Consider the following 16,147-nt stretch of genomic DNA (forward strand, 5'->3'; position numbering starts at 1 on the left):
TCCCGCGCGCCCGGACGACGCCCAGCGACGGAACTGCGCAGCCTGGCGTATCTCGGGCGAGCGACGGAGGCATCTCCTGCCTCCGGCCGAGGCCACTGTCGGTGGTCGCTCGTAGCGTGGGAGTACGGAAATACGTACAGCACTGATGGCAAGGGAGAGCGAATGTCACACGACCAGCAGCAGCGGCATCCAATCGAGGCGGCCGAGGCCCCTCGCGGCCCCGCCAAGCGCATCCTGGTCATCGCGGCGATCGTCGCGGGGCTTGTCGCCGTCGTGCTTGGGATGCTTGTGGGACCGCAACGCCAGGCGCTGAGTGCGCAGGTCTCCGGCGACGAGGCTCTCGCGGCGAGGGTCGTGGATGCGGTCGGCGGCCACGGCGGGTTTCGCTCGGTGGTCGTCGCCGAAGTCACGCCGGAGGGCACGACCTGGGCTGGCGTCGGCAAGACGGGTGACGGGCGCGACGGCCCGGCGCCCACGGACGAGACGCTGTACGAGCTCGGCTCGGTCACGAAGACCTTCACCGCGTCGCTCTTCGCGGACGCCATCGATCGCGGCGAGGTCGCCGCGGAAGACCCGCTCTCGGCGCACATCCCCGAGCTCGAAGGGACTCCCGCCGGAGACGTGACGCTCGCGAGCCTCGCGCAGCACAGCTCCGGGCTCCCGCGCCTCGGCCCGACGTTCGCCATCGAATCGCTCGCGTCGTCGCTGTCCGGCGGCAACCCGTACGGGCCACAGACGACCGAGGTGATGGTCCAGGATGCGGCTGCCGCGCCCGTCGACCCCGCGCAGGGGCCCGTCTACTCGAACCTCGGGGTCGCGCTGCTCGGCACTGCGCTCACACAGGCGGCGGGCGCCGAGAGCTACCCTGCGTTGCTCGAGGAACGCGTGCTCGGTCCCGTCGGCATGGAGTCGACGAGCATAGCGACCACCGAAGCCGAGGTGCCGGCAGAGACGACTCCAGGTTTCCTCACGAACGGCGCCGCAACCGACCACTGGTGGGGTGAGGGCTACGCGCCAACCGGTTCCTCCACGACGACGAACATCAACGACCTCTCGGCGTGGGCGGCAGCGAACCTCGATGGCACAGCACCGGGCGTCACCTCGCTCGAACCGACGGCGCAGTTCGCCGAAGGCAGTGACATCGGCTGGATCTGGCAGACGACGCAGGTCACGAACCCGACCGCAACGTCCAACCCCACGCTCACCTGGCACAGCGGAGGAACCGGTGGTTTCGCATCCGTCGTCGTGCTCGACCCAGAGTCCGACAGGGCAGTTGTGGTGCTCGGCAACACGCAGCAGATCGTCGACCCCATCGCGATCGCGCTGCTCACCGACGCCGAGGTGCCGGACCTCGGTGCACAGGGGTCGCTGCTGCTCTGGGTGACGTTCGGCTTCGCTCTGCTGGCCTCTGGCCTGGCCCTGCTCTTCGCGTTCCGGTCGAAGGCCGCGCTGCCCATCGTGAACTGGCTGCTGCTCGCGGCGTCTGGTCTCGTGAGCCTCTGGTTCGCCGGTCCCTGGGCGGCAGTCGGAGGCTGGGCCTTCGGGCTGGCCCTCGCTCCCGCGCTCGCGGCGGTCGCGGTCGGAGTGCTGCGCTCCCCAGCGCTCCGGTTCCAGCCCAAGAAGTTGGCATGGCTCAGCTGGGTTGGCCTCGCCGTGGTGCTCGTGATCCTCGTGGCGACCCTGCTCGTCGTGTGACGTCGCGGTCGGGCGGTCGCCGTGCGCTGCGAGCGCCCCGGCCCTCGGCTCCCCGTCTCCCGGCTCCCCGAATTGCCGGCTACGCGCAGTCTTCGAGCACGTCGCGCATCGCATCGTGCTCGGCCTGCGTGACCCACAGGTTGTAGGTGGCTTTCACGACGATCTGCCGGGCCACGTAGGTGCAGTGGTACGACTCCTGCGGGGGCAGCCAGTTCGCCGCATCCTGGCTCTTCTTGTCGTCATTGACCCAGCCGGCCGTCGCCTGCAGGTTCATGGGGTCGTTCGAGAGCTCGACCCGCTCCTCGAACGACAGCTCCTTCGCTCCCGTCCGCCACGCGTTCGCGAGCGCGACCACGTGGTCGATCTGGACAAGCGGGCTCGTGTTCGGGCCGCGCTCGAAGTCGATCTCGTCACCCGAGTACGGGTCGACGAAGGCGCCCGTATCGACGCGGCAGCCGTCGCGGTTCAGGTCGACGTCCGTCATGGCTACGGCCAGAGCGTCATTGCGCGCGTCGCAGCCGTTGCCGTCCGGGTCCTGCCAGCCCTCGCCGAACGACCCCTCTCGGTCGAACTCCTCCCACTCATCTCGCGGGGCTACGTCGAGCTTGTCGAGCACGTCGAGCGCGTCGGCGGCAAACGACGTCGACGCGTCGCCTTCGCCGACGGCGACCTCGACCTCGTCGGACAGCGCAACCAGCTGGCTGGCCTCGGGCGAGCTGGTAGTCGCAGTTGATGAGCTTGGCTGCGAGCCGAGGGGCGTGCATCCCACAAGCAGCGTCGCGGTAGCGGCGCACGCGGCCAGAGCGCGCAGGTGGCGGCCCGAGTTGCGCGCGGCGGCAAACGGATGAGTTGCGGTGGGATGCACGGTCAGCTTTCTCGAGCGGGTCTGGCTGACAAGACTGCCACAGGGGATGCCCCGCGAGTACGCGCTGAGGCGTGGACCGTCGGCGAGGGTATGACACATGTCACGGGTTCTCATGACGTCGCGTCACTGGCGCGAGGTTGCGACGTCCGGTGAGGTTGGAGTATTTCCTCAACACCCGCAATGACTGATCTTCAGTCTCCCGTTCCTGTGTGGCGGCGACCGTTTCATCTCATCCGCACAAACCTGCGCGCATACCTGCTCGTGAATGTTTTTGCCTACGGACTGTTCATCATCGGGTTCGTCGTCGGATTGACGTTTCCGGAGCTCAACGCAGCGCGATCCGTGTCGCTCGTCGACGACGGCACCGCGGCACTCGTCCAGGGGCTGGTGATGACGCCGCCGCTGTTTGCGCTGGTGATCCTGGCGGTGAACGTCGGCAAGCTCAGCTTGGCGACGATCGTGCTGCCGTCGCTCATCGTTCCCTTCGCCGGTTTCGCGTTCTTCGGCTATTGGGCCGTCGAGACCGGAATCACGCTCGCTCCCACGACGCCGACTGCCTGGGTGCAGTTCATCCCCCATTCGTTCACCGTGGTGATCGAACTCCAGGCATATGTTCTCCTGCTGCTCGGCGCGTGGCTTCTCGGTCGACACTGGCTGTCACCCCGAACGGCCGGCACCACGAGTCGCGGTCGTGCATACCTCCGCGGCCTCGGTCGCGTCGGCATGCTGGGACTTCTCGCGTTCGTTCTTCTCGTCATCGGGGCGCTCTGGGAGGCCTACTCGCTGCGGTATCTCCTGCACCCACTCACCGAGTGGCTTCTGTGATTCGCTTCGGAGGGAGCGCAGGGTGGGACGGTGGCAGAATGTGGGAGCCGCCGCTGTCCGTGGCCGCGCACGTAGATTCCCGGGGGAACATCCATGACTGAAGTAGGCCACTCAGGGTCGCCCGGCGAGGGCGACGGCGAGCGTCGTCGGCCCGTCGCGCTTGTCACGGGAGCCACGCGGGGTATCGGCGAAGCCATCGCGCAGGAGCTGGGCCGCACTCACCACGTGCTCGTGGGTGGCAGAGAACCTCGCGCCGTCGCCGAAGCCGCCGCGCGCATCCCGGGCGCGACCCCGTTTGTGGCCGACCTCACCGACGAACGTCAGCTTGCGGAGGCGACGCGCAGCATCCGCCGCCTCGACGTGCTCGTTCACTCTGCGGCTGTGCTCGGCGGGCACGACGCCATCGCCGAGAGCTCACGCGAACGATTCCGCCGCGCCTTCGAGCTCAACGTTTTCGCGGTCGCCGACCTCACTCGCCTCCTCCTGCCGCTCCTGCGCACCAGCGAAGGCACGATCGTCATGATCAACTCGGGTTCCGGCTACGCGAGCGGCGCCGGAACCAGCGTGTACAGCGGCACGAAGTTCGCCTTGCGTGCGCTGACGGACGCGCTGCGCGAGGAAGAGCGACAGCACGGCGTTCGGGTGTCGAGCATCCACCCCGGTCGAGTCGACACCGACATGCAGCGGGAGCTGCGGCAGCTCGAGCACGGCAACTACGAGCGGGAACGCTACCTGACCCCGCAGGCCGTCGCGCAGGCCGTCCGCCTCGCCGTCGATACCCCGGCAGGCGGGGCGGTCGACGAACTCAAGATCCGCCCGATGCGCTGATCGGACACGCCCCATGGCCGGCACCAACCAGATCTTCACCATCGTCGCGTTCGCGCTGCTCGTTGTGCTTGTGCTCGGCCTCGGCCTGGTCGTCGCGATCCTCGTGCAACGCCGGCGCGCGAAGAAAGCGAAAGCCGCCTCGGAGCAGCGCAAGGCAGAACGGCGGAGGACGGAAGAAGCCGGAGTAGCCGGCCTGCACGAAGACACGGAGACCAGCGGAGGAATCTCGCTCCTCGGGCTGTCCGTGCAGGCGGTGCCGGATTCGTCGCCCAGCGCACCGCCACGTTCATCGCCTTGGGCGGCAGCTCCCCGGCAAACAGAACGGCCAGCCGCTTGGCTGCCGGCTTCGGTGCAGCAGGCGTCCGGACGGGTGGAACCGGAGGTGCGGCCGCAAGCCCCGTATTCCCACGCCCCGTATTTCCAAGCCCGTCATCCGGAAGCCCCGCATTCGGAAGTCCGTCATCCGGAAGCCCCGCATTCGGAAGTCCGTCATCCGGAAGCCCGTCAAGCCCACGCCCCGCAGGCGCGAGCGGAAGAGTTGGAAGCGCAGCGAATGCTCGCTGACGAGTCCCGCGCGCCTCAGCCTCAAGCACCAGACGCAACTGCGTACCCCGCACCGCAGTCTCTTCCAGAGCAGGCGGAACGGGCACCGTCGGTGCCAACCGCCGATCCCACGCTGGCACCGCATGCGTACGGATCGATGTTCTCCGGCGGCAGCGACAACAAGCGCTGACGCGCACTCTGCCTGCGCCCAACCCGTCTGCCCTGCGCCCAACCCCTTTGCCCTGCATCCGCGGCGCCCGCTTCTCCCGTTACCTCACAAGCGGATAAGTCGGCGTGAAGCAGGTGTCGAGCAAGCTGAGGCTGCTTGTGGCTGACTCCTGTGGTGCGCTGGTCTGAGCCCGCGCGATCCTCTCGACAACAGCGCATGAGACGGGGATGCGGCGCTTGCGGCGCTTCCGGTGCTAGTGCTTCCAGTGCAAGCTTTATGCGCACTCTCGCGCACTCCTGTGCACTCCTGCACACCTCGCAGCGCCACCTGCCGAAGAGTCAGCAGGATGCAGGTTTGCGGCGCGCGGAGGGTGCTTCTGGGTGACTTTTCGTGGAGGTGCGGGGTTGGGATGTGTGGGATGTGTGCCGGAGCGTCCTGAACACCTGGCAGCGCCACCTGCCGAAGAGTCAGCAGGATGCAGGTTTGCGGCGCGTGGAGGGTGCTTCTGGGTGACTTTTCGTCGCGTAGCGTGGCCAGGTGGGGCCCTGCTGCGGGGTGGGCAGACGCGCGAACGCGCCCCTGCCGACCGCGTGGGTCAGGCAGGGGCGCGTTGTGCGGGGCGCTGGCGCCGCGGGAGTCTTACGCGTGCGAGGCGACGTGGTCTTCGACGGCGTGCTCGGCCTCAGAGTCGTCGCCCGTGAGGACTGCGTCGAGGCTCTCGCGCACGATGCCGAGGCCGGTCTGCAGCTCCTCGCTCGTGAGCGTGAGCGCCGGCAGGAACTTGAGGACCTCCTCGAACGCGCCTGCGGTCTCGATGACGAGGCCACGCTGGAACGCCTCGGCGGAGACGCGCGACGGCAGGTCGCGGTCGTTCAGGCTGACGATGCCGTACATGAGTCCGCGGCCGCGCACCGTGAAGTCGAGCTGCGGGTAGTCGGCGGCGATCGCCTCGAGGCCCGCGCGCAGTTCAGCGGAACGCTCGGCGACCGTCGTCATGAACGCGTCATCGGCCCAATACTCCTCGAGGGCGACGCGCGCGGTTACGAACGCGAGATTGTTGCCTCGGAACGTGCCCGTGTGCGCTCCCGGCTTCCACACATCCACTGCGGGGCGGAGCAGCACAAGCGACATGGGCAGGCCGGATGCGGAGATCGACTTCGACACGGTGACGAGGTCGGGCACGATGCCCGATTCCTCGAACGCGAAAAACGAGCCGCTGCGGCCGATTCCTGCCTGGATCTCGTCGAGGATGAGCAAGATGCCGCGCTCCTCCGTGATCGCGCGGAGGCGGCGCAGCCACTCGGGGCTCGCGACGTTGATGCCGCCCTCACCCTGGATCGCTTCGACGATGACGGCCGCTGGCAGGTCGAGGCCGCTGCCGGTGTCGTCGAGCATCTTCTCGAACAGGTCGAGTGTGTCGAGCTTGTCGCCAAGGTAGCCCTCGAAGGGGAGTCGCGTGACGTCGCCGAGCGTCGTGCCTGCGGCGTCGCGGTACTTCTTGTTGCCGGTGACGGCGACGGCGCCGAGGCTGAGGCCGTGGAACCCGTTCGTGAACGCGACGACGTTCGTGCGTCCTGTCGCCTGCCTGGCGACCTTGAGGGCCGCCTCGACCGCGTTCGCGCCGGTCGGGCCGGTGAACTGGATCTTGTAGTCGTAGCCGCGCGGCTCGAGCACGTACTGCTCAAACGCTTCGATGAAGGCGCGCTTCGCCGACGTCGCCATGTCGAGGCCGTGCAGGATGCCGCCGTGCTCGATGTACTCGACAAGCGCCTTCGTGAAGAGCGGGTTGTTGTGCCCGTAGTTGAGCACGCCAGCGCCCGCGAAGAAGTCGAGGTACTCGTCGCCGTCTGCCGTCACGAGGGTCGAGCCGGATGCGCGGTCGAAGACCACGGGGAATGAGCGGATGTATCCGCGGACTTCTGACTCGCGACGGTCAAATACTTCAAGGGGCGAGAAGTCGCTCATGCTCAGTTCACCTTCTGCTTGTTGACGGGGCCAGTTTTTGACGAGCCGGGCTTGCCTTTATGGAGCCGCAGGGCGGATGCGTGGGGCTGGTCGCCGCGCATCCCGAGATTCCGAGCTTACGGCCATGCCCGGGAATCCGGAGGCTGGCTTGCTACATTGTGGCCGTTCGGGCGGCCATCGCCCGCGAAGAGATGGGGGTTCCATGACTGAAATCACAGTGCCTGCGCCGGTGCAGGCTGTTGTCGATGCGATCAACAACGCGGACGAGGAAGCTTTCGTGGATGCGTTCACTGAAGACGGCTCGGTCGACGACTGGGGCCGTGTGCTTGAGGGTCGCGAGGGCGTCAGCAGCTGGGCGCAGAGCGACGCGATCGGACAGAGCGCTCAGATGGTCGTTAAGGACGCGACCACCGAGGGTGACACGACGGAGCTGTTCTTCGACTGGCGCAGCAACCGCTTCAACGGCACATCCCGTGCATTCGTGACGGTCGAGGGTGACAAGGTGAAGGTGTTCCGGATTCCATCGCACCGCTAGGGCGGCGGCTGCCTGCGTCAACGCACGGTGTACAGGAACCCGTCGATGAGGTCGACAAGCTGCTTCGGCGTGAGCTTTTCCCGCAGCGGCGTCAGCCAGTCGGGCCGAATGTCGTCGAGCAGCCCTTCCTGCACCATGACCTCGGCCTGCTGCGCGTATCCGCTCGCCACGTCTTCTGAGGAGCCGAATCCGACGATGTCCGCGAAGCCGAGGTTCTCGGCGAAGGCATCGAGGTAGGTGACGCGGGTCGCGCCGATTCCGCGCTCGGCGAGCGGTAGCTCGTGCAGATGCTGAGTCTCGGTGCGGTACCGCTCCCACAGCTTCGTCCACCGTCGCTGCAGCGGAGGGCGGATGAACGTGAGCACGACGACGGTGAGAGCCGCAACGACGTAAATCGGCACCGCCCAGGCCGGGAGCCACGGGACGAGCAGCAGCAGTGCGATTGGCACGATCAGCACGCCAGCGAAGGCGCGACTGTAGGGGCTCGCGAGGAGCTGCGAGAGCCAGGAGTCGCGGTCGGTCCGGTCGACGCGCGCGCGGTCCAGCTCGGTGACGACGACGGACTTCAGTGCGGCCCGCTTCTGCGGCGTATCCGCGCCGGTGCGGTCGACTCGCGTGCGGTTGCCGCGATTGCGTCTGCCGCGAGGGAAGTAGGCGTCGAGGACAGCGGCCGACCACTGCGGGAGCGTCGGGTCTTCGTCGAGCCACTCGATCTCCCACCCGGTCGCGCGTGGCGCGCGCCAGCCGGCCGCCTCGATGCGCGCGGCGGCACCCGCATCGGGCGCTTCGTGGATACGCACCACACCGCGGCTCGCGAGCCAGACCAGCTCGCCCGCGAGGGTCGTCTCCCAGCCCCGGGTGTCTTTGTCGAGTCGTGTCAGCCGGTGCTGCGCCGCGAGCGGCGTGAGGAGGAGACGAGACGACGGCCAGATCGGCAGGGATCTGAGCAGGAGCGCGACTGCGCTCGCGGTGACCAGCACGAAGGCCACGAGGGCGACGGTATGCCAGAGGCTGGTGAAGTCAGCGGTGGAGATGTGGAACTCGTTTCGGCGCGGCGGCGTGCTGATGCGGGTGTACGGCTCTCGAGCGCAGCAGCGCGGGAGGGTCGAACCTGTACCAGTCTCGTCCCTCCCGCGCGCATACGCGGCCCCGCAGTCAGCGAGCCGCGTGGCCGGTTCGGCTCAGGACTAGCGCTTGCCGCCGCCGAGCAGCCCGCCCAGGATGTCGCCGAGCCCGCCACCGAGTCCGCCACCCGCCGAGCTGCCGGAGCCTCCCGACGCGCCGCCGAGGACCTGGCCGAGGATGTCGCCGAGTCCGCCGCCGGCCGAACTGCCTGCCGTGCTGCCACCCGCCGAGCCGCCGAGAATTCCGCCGAGGAGATCCTCGAGCCCGCCACCTGAGCTCGCGCCCGCAGTCGTGGAGGCGCCCTGCTGGCCACCGAGGAACTTCTTCGCGAGCCACGCGAGCACGATGGGCGCGAGGATCGGGAGCAGCTTCTGCACGAGGCCGGACGTCTGGCTGCCTGGTGCCGATCCGAGGGCGGCGGCGACCTGGTCGGTGTTGCCGCCGAAGACGTTTTTGACGATCTTCTCGCCATCGGACGTGTCGATGTCGGCGAGCGAGACGCGGCCGTCGACAAGTGACGTGTCCTTCTTCTCGAGCGCGTGCTCGAGCGACGCGGCGCCTGCGGGGTCTGCCGCGTTGGCCTGGAGTCCGCCGATGAGGGTCGGCAACGCTGCCTGGATGCCCTGCTGAGCGGTCTGCTTGTCGACGCCGAGCTGGCTGGCGATTTCGTCGACCGGGATGAGGCCCAGCAGTTCTGAGATGTCGGTCATGAGTTCCCCTTGTTCGATGGTGCGGCACCGATCATGGGGCCGCGTGACCAAGAGGGTAGCGCTGGGGGTGGTGCATCCGCCGCACATCGTGCTGAGCTTGGTCGAGCTTGCGGACACATCGTCGAGAGTTGCCGCGCCGGAGCGACACCGCGTCCACCCAAACGGTAGGTAAGCAGGGTAGACACGAAGCATCAGATGGCCGAGACCCCCACCCGGAGGACATCACATGACCACGTTCGATCGAGCAGAAGCCGAGATCAGCCCGGAGCGCGTTGCCGCGTCGCTCGTAGGCGCGAAGGCGACGACCTACTGGCTCGACGACCCAGGGCGCCCCGCTGTGCTCCCCCCGCTTCGCGGCAACCTCACTGCTGACCTGGTCATCGTCGGCGGCGGATACACGGGGCTCTGGACCGCGCTGCTCGCGAAGGAGCGCGACCCGAAGCGGAAGATCGTGCTGCTCGAGGGCAAGCGTGTCGGATGGGCCGCATCCGGTCGCAACGGCGGATTCTGCGAGGCGAGCCTCACGCACGGGGAGTCGAACGGCAAGGACCGGCTTCCCCACGAGTACGCGAAGCTCGAGGCGTTTGGCCTCGAGAACCTGCGGGAGATCGGCGAGACCGTCAAGCGCTACTCGATGGACTGCGACTACGAGGAGACCGGGGTCCTCAATGTGGCGACGGAGCCGCACCAGGTGGCAGAGCTCGAACAGGCGGCGGCGGGCGACTCGGGGCTTGAGTTCCTCGACCGCAAGACCCTCCAGGAGGAGGTCGCCTCCCCGCTCTTCCTCGGCGCGAACTACGAACGCGAGGGCACCTCCCTCGTCAACCCTGCGAAGCTCGTGTGGGAGCTGCGTCGCGTGGCGCTCGGCATGGGCGTCGCGATCTTCGAGAACACGCCGGCCAGATCGCTCGAGGCGGACGGCGGCGGTATCACCGTCACGACCGACGAGGGCAGCGTCTACGCGCAGCGGGTCGCGCTCGGCACCAACGCGTTCCCAGCGCTCATCAAGCGCGACCGCTTCTACACGGTTCCCGTCTACGACTACGTGCTCATGACGAACCCACTGAGCGACGAGCAGCTCGAATCGATCGGCTGGAAGCGGCGGCAGGGCATCACCGACCTCAACAACCGCTTCCACTACTCGCGGCTCGTCAAGGATGCGGACGGCCGCACGCGCATCCTCTACGGCGGCTACGACGCTGTGTACAACTACGGCGGACGCATCAAGAAGGAGTACGACCAGCGGCCGGAGACGTTCGAGAAGCTCGCCGCGCACTTCATCGCGACGTACCCTCAGCTCGAGGGCCTCGGCTTTTCGCACAAGTGGGGCGGCGTCATCGACACGTGCACGCGCTTCTTCTCGTTCTTCGACACCGAGTACGACGGTCGGGTCGCGCACGCTGCCGGCTTCACGGGCCTCGGCGTCGGCGCGACGAGGTACGCGGCTAACGTCCTCCTCGACCTGCTCAGCGGCGAGGAGACCGAGCGCACGCGCATGGACTTCGTGAAGAAGAAGCCGCTGCCGTTCCCGCCTGAGCCCTTCGCGACAATCGGCGCGAAGGTGTCGCTCGCCGAGATGGCGCGCGCCGACCGCAACGAAGGCAAGCGCGGACTGTGGCTCAAGACGATGGATGCGGTCGGGCTGGGGTTCGACTCGTGAGCGGAGACGGCGTGAGTGAAGTTGATGGTGCCGCGAGAGTCAGCTCGGCCGACGGGGTGACCGGGATGCAGCCCGGTTCGGTCGTGCACGCGCGGGGAGCATCCCTGTCGCATGACCCCGTCGAGGGATGGCAGAAGGTGAGCGGCGAGCCGACGACCGCCGCGCTTGAACTCGGCGCGTTCGCGGGCGCGGAGTTCGGGCTGTGGGAGATGTCCGCCGGGGCGATGCTCGATGTCGAAGCCGACGAGGTGTTCCTCGTCATCAGTGGCACCGCGACGGTCGAGTTCCTCGAGCCTGAGTTGCCGCCGATCGACCTCGAGCCCGGTTCGATCGTTCGGCTCGGCGAGGGGATGCGCACCCGGTGGACCGTCACCGGAGCGCCCCTGCGCAAGCTGTACCTCGTGGAGGGTGGGAGCTAGGGCGGCTGCGGCCCGGTCCGCAGCACGCGGGCTTGGGCCTGGCCCCAGCGCGTAGTTCGATGGGTTTCTCTGACTCGTGATGGCGTGTTACCCACCACCGGTCGGCGAAACCCATCGAAGTTGGCGCAGGTCTCGTCGGTCCTTCACCTTGATGGGTTTCGCTGACTGCGATGGGGGGATTCCCATCACGACTCGGCGAAACCCATCAGGATGATCCGCCGGGATGGGTTGCCGCGACCTTCGGTGTCACTTTCAACGCGGCTTCGGGCTGTGGATATCTCGGAAGACAAGCTCTGCATCCCTCTACCCTTGGCCCATGTCTGAGCCTGAGGAGATGCTCTCCGGAGTGGGGAACGAACCCTTCGCGTTCAGGGATGGGCTGCGCGCGGGCCTGACACGGCAGCAACTGAACGGCCGCGAATTCTCCAAACCTCACCGAGGCGTGCGGATGCGCGGGGTAGTGCAGTCTCCGCTTGAGATCGCGCGCGCCTTCGTGCCGAGGATCAGGGATCGCTGCGTGCTGGGCGGACTGACTGCCGCGAGAATCTGGGGTCTGCCGGTGCCTCGCCGATCTGATGGCGACTCGACCGTGTACCTGCTTGTACCGGCGGGGAGGAACAGGCCGGCCGGTCTGGGTGTCACGTCGCGAAGCGTCAGGGCGCAGCTGTGGGATGCTCGCGAACTGCGCGGCGCACCGGTCGCGTCGCCCGCGCTGACCTGGGCGACCTGTGCCCGGCACCTCGACGTCAACGAGTTGGTCGTGCTGGGGGATGCGCTGGTCGCCACGTCCACGAACTACGAGGGCATCGTGCGGTCCGAGCAGCCACCGGCGGGAGCTCGGACGGCGCCGCCCCTCGCGTCGCTGGAGGACCTTGAGGAGATCGCGCGAACCTGGCGCAACGGTGTCGGTGGGGCGTCCCTGCGGGCGGCGTTTGCGCGAATCCGCACTGGCGTCGAGTCGCCGATGGAGACCTGGACCAGGTTGGTGATCGTAGCCGCCGGGCTTCCGGAACCGGAGGTCGGCGTCGAGGTCTGGGACGGGTCAGAGTTCGTCGGGCGGATCGACCTCGCGTATCGGGCTCAGAGGATCGCCATCGAGTACGAAGGCGATCATCACCGCACCGACAAGCGGCAGTGGCGGAAGGACATCGGACGCGTCAACCGGTTGCAGGAGATCGACTGGTTCGCGATCCGGGCCACCACCGCGCAGCTGTGGCCGACACCGTCGCGCTTCGTTGAGCAGGTGCGTGCCGCGTTGCGGAGGGGCGAGGGCAACGGGTAGTAGCTTCAAAAGTGCTCCCCGCTTGCGTGTTTCGCAGGGCCACCGACGCCACGATCCCGGACCACCCCGCGGTCCGCGACTTCTCGTCGATGCCGTAGCGGTAGCCGGGACGAGCGGCTGATGGTCCTGGGGCGGGAATCCGTCAGTGAGAGTCGCTACTTCGGAGAACTTCGTCCACGCGAGTGCGATCGATCTCGAGGATCATTGCGATGTCGGCGCGGGCGTACCGCTCACGGTTCATCGCCACGACAGCGGAGGCGATGCGCGCATCTGCCACGAGCTTGGCGTCATCCGCCTTGTCAGTGGCGGTCTTCGCTGCTGCGACAGTTGCGCCGACGCGGCCGAGTTCTAACGTGAAGTGAAAGTTGCTCGCTCCGGGGTCGAGTCCAGGCTGCGATGCCTTGATGTAGTCGAAGATCTGCCTCCCGGCTTCAGCCAGTGTTGCTCCTCTGGCGACTCCGTCTTGCCCGAAACGTATCTCCCAACCGTCATGCCTCCGGGTCGCATCCACCGCAATCTCTGACATGCCGTTCCTCCTGTGGCGGTTGTATGGCCTACCTCGGACTGCAACTCGCGCCGAGAAGCCCACTCTGCACCCTGCGCTCCGGTCGATACCGACCTCTTGGCGAGCTGGGGATAACCTCCGTCTGTGAGCCGCGGTCGTGGACCCGTTCCGGGGCTACGTCGTGTCGATAGCTGGCGCTGCGGTGGCTTCATCATGATCGGCCCGCTCGCCTTACGGCTCGGGCCGATTTTCGTTTCTGGGGGACATGATGGACTACCGCTCATCACGGTCGCCTCCTCAACAAGAACTCGTGTAGGCAGCTGCGCTCGGCTCCAGCTAGTGCTCTGTTTGCGTCCGGCTCGGCCTTCAGCCCTTGCGGCCGACCATCGCCATGCGCGGTGAGTAGTCCTTGCCTTGCCAGTACAGCATCACGCGTTGCCGTCCGATGCGGTACTCGTCGCGGCTCCGCCCGGCGTCGTCCGGGGGCAGAAGATCCTTCGGATCGCCGAGGTGCTGGAGCACTCCCGCGCGTGTGAACGGGGCGACTCCCTCGATGAGGTGTGCCGTGCGCGGGTAGTTGGCTTCCGGGGCGTTGCGGTGCGGATGGAAGACGAACTCGACGCATTTCACGGCACCGCCCTTCATCCCGATGATGAGGGAGCGGTCGGCGCTGCGGTAGGCGCATTCGTAGGCCCCCGACCTGTTGATCTCGATCGGTCCGTCGATGAGACGCAGGAGAGCAAGAGCGGCCGGATGCTCGACCTCCTTGCCGAGGGCGGTCGCTGCGATCGTCAGGTCGCCGGCGAGCCGACGCTTTGCGTCGCCGTTGGCGCGCATGATCGGCGGGGTCAGATCCGACCCGTTGAGGGCGTTGACGAGTGCGGATATCCGTGCGGCCTCGCGGGCGTCGTCGTCTGCCTCGGCGTCCTCGTGGGCGCGTTCGCTTCGCCGAGCTGCGACGCGAGCCTCGTCCTGCTGCCGGGCGAAGCGGGCGGACTCGGCGCTGCCCTCCGCAGCGTCGTGCCCGGCCTCCACTGTGAGCTCAGCCTCGACGATGCGGTGCGAGTTGAGGAGCGCGAGGGCGCGCTCGCTGACCAGTAGCGCACCACCGCTCTGGGCGAAGTCGTCGCCTGAATCGTTGTGGCCGGTGGGCACGAGCCGCTCCCAGCGCTCCGGGAGCGCACCGGCGTACGAGACGAACTCGGGCGACTTCGTAACGATCGCCTCGCGCAGCTCGAACCCCGTGAGCTCCGAGACGCGCAGCGTATCCGCGAGCGAAGCCGCGACGATGAAGTCGGGATGAACGCCGACAAGCTCGTCGCCGAGCCAGCCGGCGAGTTCGCACCTGAGCGGATCCGATTGCATCGGGGAGCCGGACGCGTCGCGCATCCACTCGGCGCCGTGGCCGACGGTTCCCGTGGCCTCTGGTTCCAGGACGTGATGCGGCATAGATGCTCCTCGTCTTCGGGTCAGTGCGTGCAGCTCAGCGGAGCAACGGGGGCTTCGGCAGGTTCCAGATGTCTGCGAAGCTGGCCGCCACTGCCGGCTGATTCCAGATCAACGAGATGCCCGTCGCGACCGAAGATATCTCCCGAAGCTCGGGCGCGAAGACCACGAACTCGTGGCGGATGGGCCGCCCAGCACGATCGGTTCGTCCCTCCGGGTCGGGAAAACGGAGAGCGGCGCGGTCGACGCTGGCGAGCCACAGTTCCGCGTCGTCGCCAGCGTTCGAGAATGCCCTGTCGTACTCGGGCAACGGGTCGGCGAAGCCCCCGTCGAGGAGGAAGCGATTCCCCCATGCGCGGCCGCGCGTGGCCCAGATGAGCTTCATTTCTTGCTCCGCAGCAGGATGCCCTTGCGCTCCGCATCTTCGAGATCGAGCTTGAAGCGGGTCAGCATCGCGGTGAGGTAGTCGCGCTTCGCGAGAGCTTCGGCGTTGACAGCCTTGAGCTTTTCGCCCGCGAGCGACGCCCCGCGTTCTATGGCGTCTTTGGAGACGAAGGATGCGGCGAGCCCGGCAAGCAGGCCCAGGGGCCCAGGCAGCTTGACCTTCTTGATCACGAAGAGCGCGCCCATCGCCGCGACACCGGCCACGTCTCCCGCTTTACCGAAGATCGTCTCTGCGACCTTGCCGCCGTCGTGCAGCGTCTTCGCCCACTTCACGTGACGCTCGAAGGGGAGGATAGCCGCGAGTGGCAGGACCGCGTCGACTCCGACTCGCTCTGTGAACTCGATCTTCCCTGGTTCGAATTTCGCGGACGAGAGCAAGATGAAGTCCTCGGCAAACGACATCGCCTCGGGGGCCTCCACGAAGCCTCGCAGTTCCTGGCGCAGCTGATCGAGCTCGTCACTCACCTTCTCGACGAGGAGCGCCTTGAACGCGTGCGCATCCAGGTGCGGTAGAAGGTCGGACTTGGAGAGCGCGAGCACCCAGATGCGCGGGAACTGTCTGAGGGGCTTGCCATCCTCGAGAAGGCTGGGCTTCAATCGCAGCAACTCGGAGCGGATGTTGGTGAGCAGCGACTTCAGATAGAGCTCCTCTGATCCCTCGTTCGCGAGGAGCAGCTGGCCGTCAACCAGGAGCAGGGCGACATCTGAGCTCAGCAGGGCTCGGAAGGTCTCCACGCGTCGGCGGGTCTCCTCCTCACCGACTGCCGATTCCTCGAACCACTCGCCCGGGTAGTCGTGCCAGACGAGCCGCACGGCGTCGAAGGGCTTCGACTGCTTCGCTCGTTCCTCCGACCAGGCTTTCGGGCGCACGAGAAACGAGTAGGCCGTGTGCGTGAAGCGCGTTGATGCGGGCACCTTTGCGGCATTCTTCATGCCGAGGTAGCTCTGGTAGAGCTTGTCGCTCTGCCCCGTGTCGTCGGCGACGACCTCGTACAGGTTGTCCTTCGCGAACTGCGGCTCCTGCGTGGGGCCGTAGAACGAGGAGACGAGGACGGTCTTGCCACTTCCGCTGCCGCCGAAGACCGCGATGTGCTGTTCGCGCGTTCTGCTCTTCGATGTTGCCATGGGTTC

16 protein-coding genes are annotated in these 16,147 nt (G+C 67.3%); 8 read left to right on the forward strand and 8 right to left on the reverse strand.

What is annotated here, in order from left to right:
* Positions 1–162: 162 nt before the first annotated feature.
* A complete protein-coding gene (locus tag C5B85_RS07865; protein WP_104285448.1) occupies positions 163–1,695 on the forward strand; it encodes a serine hydrolase in 1,533 nt (510 codons plus the stop codon).
* Positions 1,696–1,774: 79 nt separating this feature from the next.
* On the opposite strand, the gene C5B85_RS07870 is transcribed toward C5B85_RS07865, so the two are convergent.
* The gene (locus C5B85_RS07870) at positions 1,775–2,560 is read right to left on the reverse strand and encodes an HNH endonuclease family protein (protein WP_181064333.1); all 786 of its coding nucleotides are present in this window, start codon (positions 2,558–2,560) and stop codon (positions 1,775–1,777) included.
* A 180-nt stretch (positions 2,561–2,740) separates the two neighbouring features.
* Between C5B85_RS07870 and C5B85_RS07875 the strand changes: the two genes are divergently transcribed.
* From C5B85_RS07875 to C5B85_RS19160, 3 genes are all read left to right on the forward strand, one after another.
* Positions 2,741–3,385 (forward strand): hypothetical protein, encoded by a 645-nt coding sequence (locus C5B85_RS07875; protein WP_104285450.1) that lies wholly within the window; start codon positions 2,741–2,743, stop codon positions 3,383–3,385.
* 93 nt (positions 3,386–3,478) lie between these two features.
* Positions 3,479–4,213 (forward strand): SDR family oxidoreductase, encoded by a 735-nt coding sequence (locus C5B85_RS07880; RefSeq protein WP_104285451.1) that lies wholly within the window; start codon positions 3,479–3,481, stop codon positions 4,211–4,213.
* 13 nt (positions 4,214–4,226) lie between these two features.
* Entirely contained in the window at positions 4,227–4,946 is a 720-nt protein-coding gene (locus C5B85_RS19160; RefSeq protein WP_181064334.1) for a hypothetical protein, read from the forward strand.
* Between the two features lie 618 nt (positions 4,947–5,564).
* Here the strand turns inward: C5B85_RS19160 and ectB are convergent.
* Positions 5,565–6,890 (reverse strand): diaminobutyrate--2-oxoglutarate transaminase, encoded by a 1,326-nt coding sequence (gene ectB, locus C5B85_RS07900; protein ID WP_104285455.1) that lies wholly within the window; start codon positions 6,888–6,890, stop codon positions 5,565–5,567.
* A gap of 202 nt (positions 6,891–7,092) precedes the next feature.
* Between ectB and C5B85_RS07905 the strand changes: the two genes are divergently transcribed.
* Positions 7,093–7,425, forward strand: coding sequence for a nuclear transport factor 2 family protein (locus C5B85_RS07905; RefSeq protein WP_104285456.1), 333 nt, complete (start codon positions 7,093–7,095; stop codon positions 7,423–7,425).
* A gap of 17 nt (positions 7,426–7,442) precedes the next feature.
* On the opposite strand, the gene C5B85_RS07910 is transcribed toward C5B85_RS07905, so the two are convergent.
* Both C5B85_RS07910 and C5B85_RS19705 read right to left on the reverse strand, forming a co-directional pair.
* A complete protein-coding gene (locus tag C5B85_RS07910) occupies positions 7,443–8,414 on the reverse strand; it encodes a hypothetical protein (protein WP_104285457.1) in 972 nt (323 codons plus the stop codon).
* Positions 8,415–8,612: 198 nt separating this feature from the next.
* Positions 8,613–9,260: a DUF937 domain-containing protein gene (locus C5B85_RS19705; RefSeq protein ID WP_104285458.1), complete on the reverse strand. Its 648-nt coding sequence runs from the start codon at positions 9,258–9,260 to the stop codon at positions 8,613–8,615.
* Between the two features lie 226 nt (positions 9,261–9,486).
* Between C5B85_RS19705 and C5B85_RS07920 the strand changes: the two genes are divergently transcribed.
* The 3 genes from C5B85_RS07920 (at position 9,487) to C5B85_RS07930 (ending at position 12,621) form a co-directional block, all read left to right on the forward strand.
* Positions 9,487–10,920: an FAD-binding oxidoreductase gene (locus C5B85_RS07920; RefSeq protein WP_104285459.1), complete on the forward strand. Its 1,434-nt coding sequence runs from the start codon at positions 9,487–9,489 to the stop codon at positions 10,918–10,920.
* Between the two features lie 11 nt (positions 10,921–10,931).
* Positions 10,932–11,339, forward strand: a complete 408-nt coding sequence (locus tag C5B85_RS07925) for a cupin domain-containing protein (protein ID WP_258070651.1) — start codon at positions 10,932–10,934, stop codon at positions 11,337–11,339.
* A 316-nt stretch (positions 11,340–11,655) separates the two neighbouring features.
* Positions 11,656–12,621, forward strand: a complete 966-nt coding sequence (locus tag C5B85_RS07930; protein WP_104285460.1) for a hypothetical protein — start codon at positions 11,656–11,658, stop codon at positions 12,619–12,621.
* Between the two features lie 142 nt (positions 12,622–12,763).
* Here the strand turns inward: C5B85_RS07930 and C5B85_RS07935 are convergent, their stop codons facing one another.
* The 4 genes from C5B85_RS07935 to C5B85_RS07950 all read right to left on the reverse strand — a co-directional run bounded on the left by C5B85_RS07935 (position 12,764) and on the right by C5B85_RS07950 (position 16,141).
* Positions 12,764–13,147: a hypothetical protein gene (locus C5B85_RS07935; protein ID WP_104285461.1), complete on the reverse strand. Its 384-nt coding sequence runs from the start codon at positions 13,145–13,147 to the stop codon at positions 12,764–12,766.
* A gap of 345 nt (positions 13,148–13,492) precedes the next feature.
* On the reverse strand, positions 13,493–14,575 hold the full coding sequence (locus C5B85_RS07940) for a hypothetical protein (RefSeq protein ID WP_104285462.1): 1,083 nt from the start codon (positions 14,573–14,575) through the stop codon (positions 13,493–13,495).
* 34 nt (positions 14,576–14,609) lie between these two features.
* Positions 14,610–14,957: a hypothetical protein gene (locus C5B85_RS07945; protein WP_104285463.1), complete on the reverse strand. Its 348-nt coding sequence runs from the start codon at positions 14,955–14,957 to the stop codon at positions 14,610–14,612.
* A complete protein-coding gene (locus C5B85_RS07950) occupies positions 14,954–16,141 on the reverse strand; it encodes an ATP/GTP-binding protein (protein ID WP_104285464.1) in 1,188 nt (395 codons plus the stop codon). The genes C5B85_RS07945 and C5B85_RS07950 overlap by 4 nt, the downstream gene beginning before the upstream one ends.
* Positions 16,142–16,147 lie beyond the last annotated feature (6 nt).

Source organism: Pseudoclavibacter sp. AY1F1, from assembly GCF_002931075.1.
GTDB lineage: Bacteria > Actinomycetota > Actinomycetes > Actinomycetales > Microbacteriaceae > Pseudoclavibacter.

Bases quoted from the DNA above. Each gene is read 5' to 3' on its own strand.
- C5B85_RS07935 (WP_104285461.1), bottom strand. From the start codon at position 13,147: ATGTCAGAGATTGCGGTGGATGCGACCCGGAGGCATGACGGTTGGGAG.
- C5B85_RS07875 (WP_104285450.1), top strand. From the start codon at position 2,741: ATGACTGATCTTCAGTCTCCCGTTCCTGTGTGGCGGCGACCGTTTCAT.
- ectB (WP_104285455.1), bottom strand. From the start codon at position 6,890: ATGAGCGACTTCTCGCCCCTTGAAGTATTTGACCGTCGCGAGTCAGAA.
- C5B85_RS07920 (WP_104285459.1), top strand. From the start codon at position 9,487: ATGACCACGTTCGATCGAGCAGAAGCCGAGATCAGCCCGGAGCGCGTT.
- C5B85_RS07865 (WP_104285448.1), top strand. From the start codon at position 163: ATGTCACACGACCAGCAGCAGCGGCATCCAATCGAGGCGGCCGAGGCC.
- C5B85_RS07880 (WP_104285451.1), top strand. From the start codon at position 3,479: ATGACTGAAGTAGGCCACTCAGGGTCGCCCGGCGAGGGCGACGGCGAG.
- C5B85_RS07940 (WP_104285462.1), bottom strand. From the start codon at position 14,575: ATGCCGCATCACGTCCTGGAACCAGAGGCCACGGGAACCGTCGGCCAC.
- C5B85_RS07945 (WP_104285463.1), bottom strand. From the start codon at position 14,957: ATGAAGCTCATCTGGGCCACGCGCGGCCGCGCATGGGGGAATCGCTTC.
- C5B85_RS19705 (WP_104285458.1), bottom strand. From the start codon at position 9,260: ATGACCGACATCTCAGAACTGCTGGGCCTCATCCCGGTCGACGAAATC.
- C5B85_RS07905 (WP_104285456.1), top strand. From the start codon at position 7,093: ATGACTGAAATCACAGTGCCTGCGCCGGTGCAGGCTGTTGTCGATGCG.
- C5B85_RS19160 (WP_181064334.1), top strand. From the start codon at position 4,227: ATGGCCGGCACCAACCAGATCTTCACCATCGTCGCGTTCGCGCTGCTC.
- C5B85_RS07930 (WP_104285460.1), top strand. From the start codon at position 11,656: ATGTCTGAGCCTGAGGAGATGCTCTCCGGAGTGGGGAACGAACCCTTC.
- C5B85_RS07950 (WP_104285464.1), bottom strand. From the start codon at position 16,141: ATGGCAACATCGAAGAGCAGAACGCGCGAACAGCACATCGCGGTCTTC.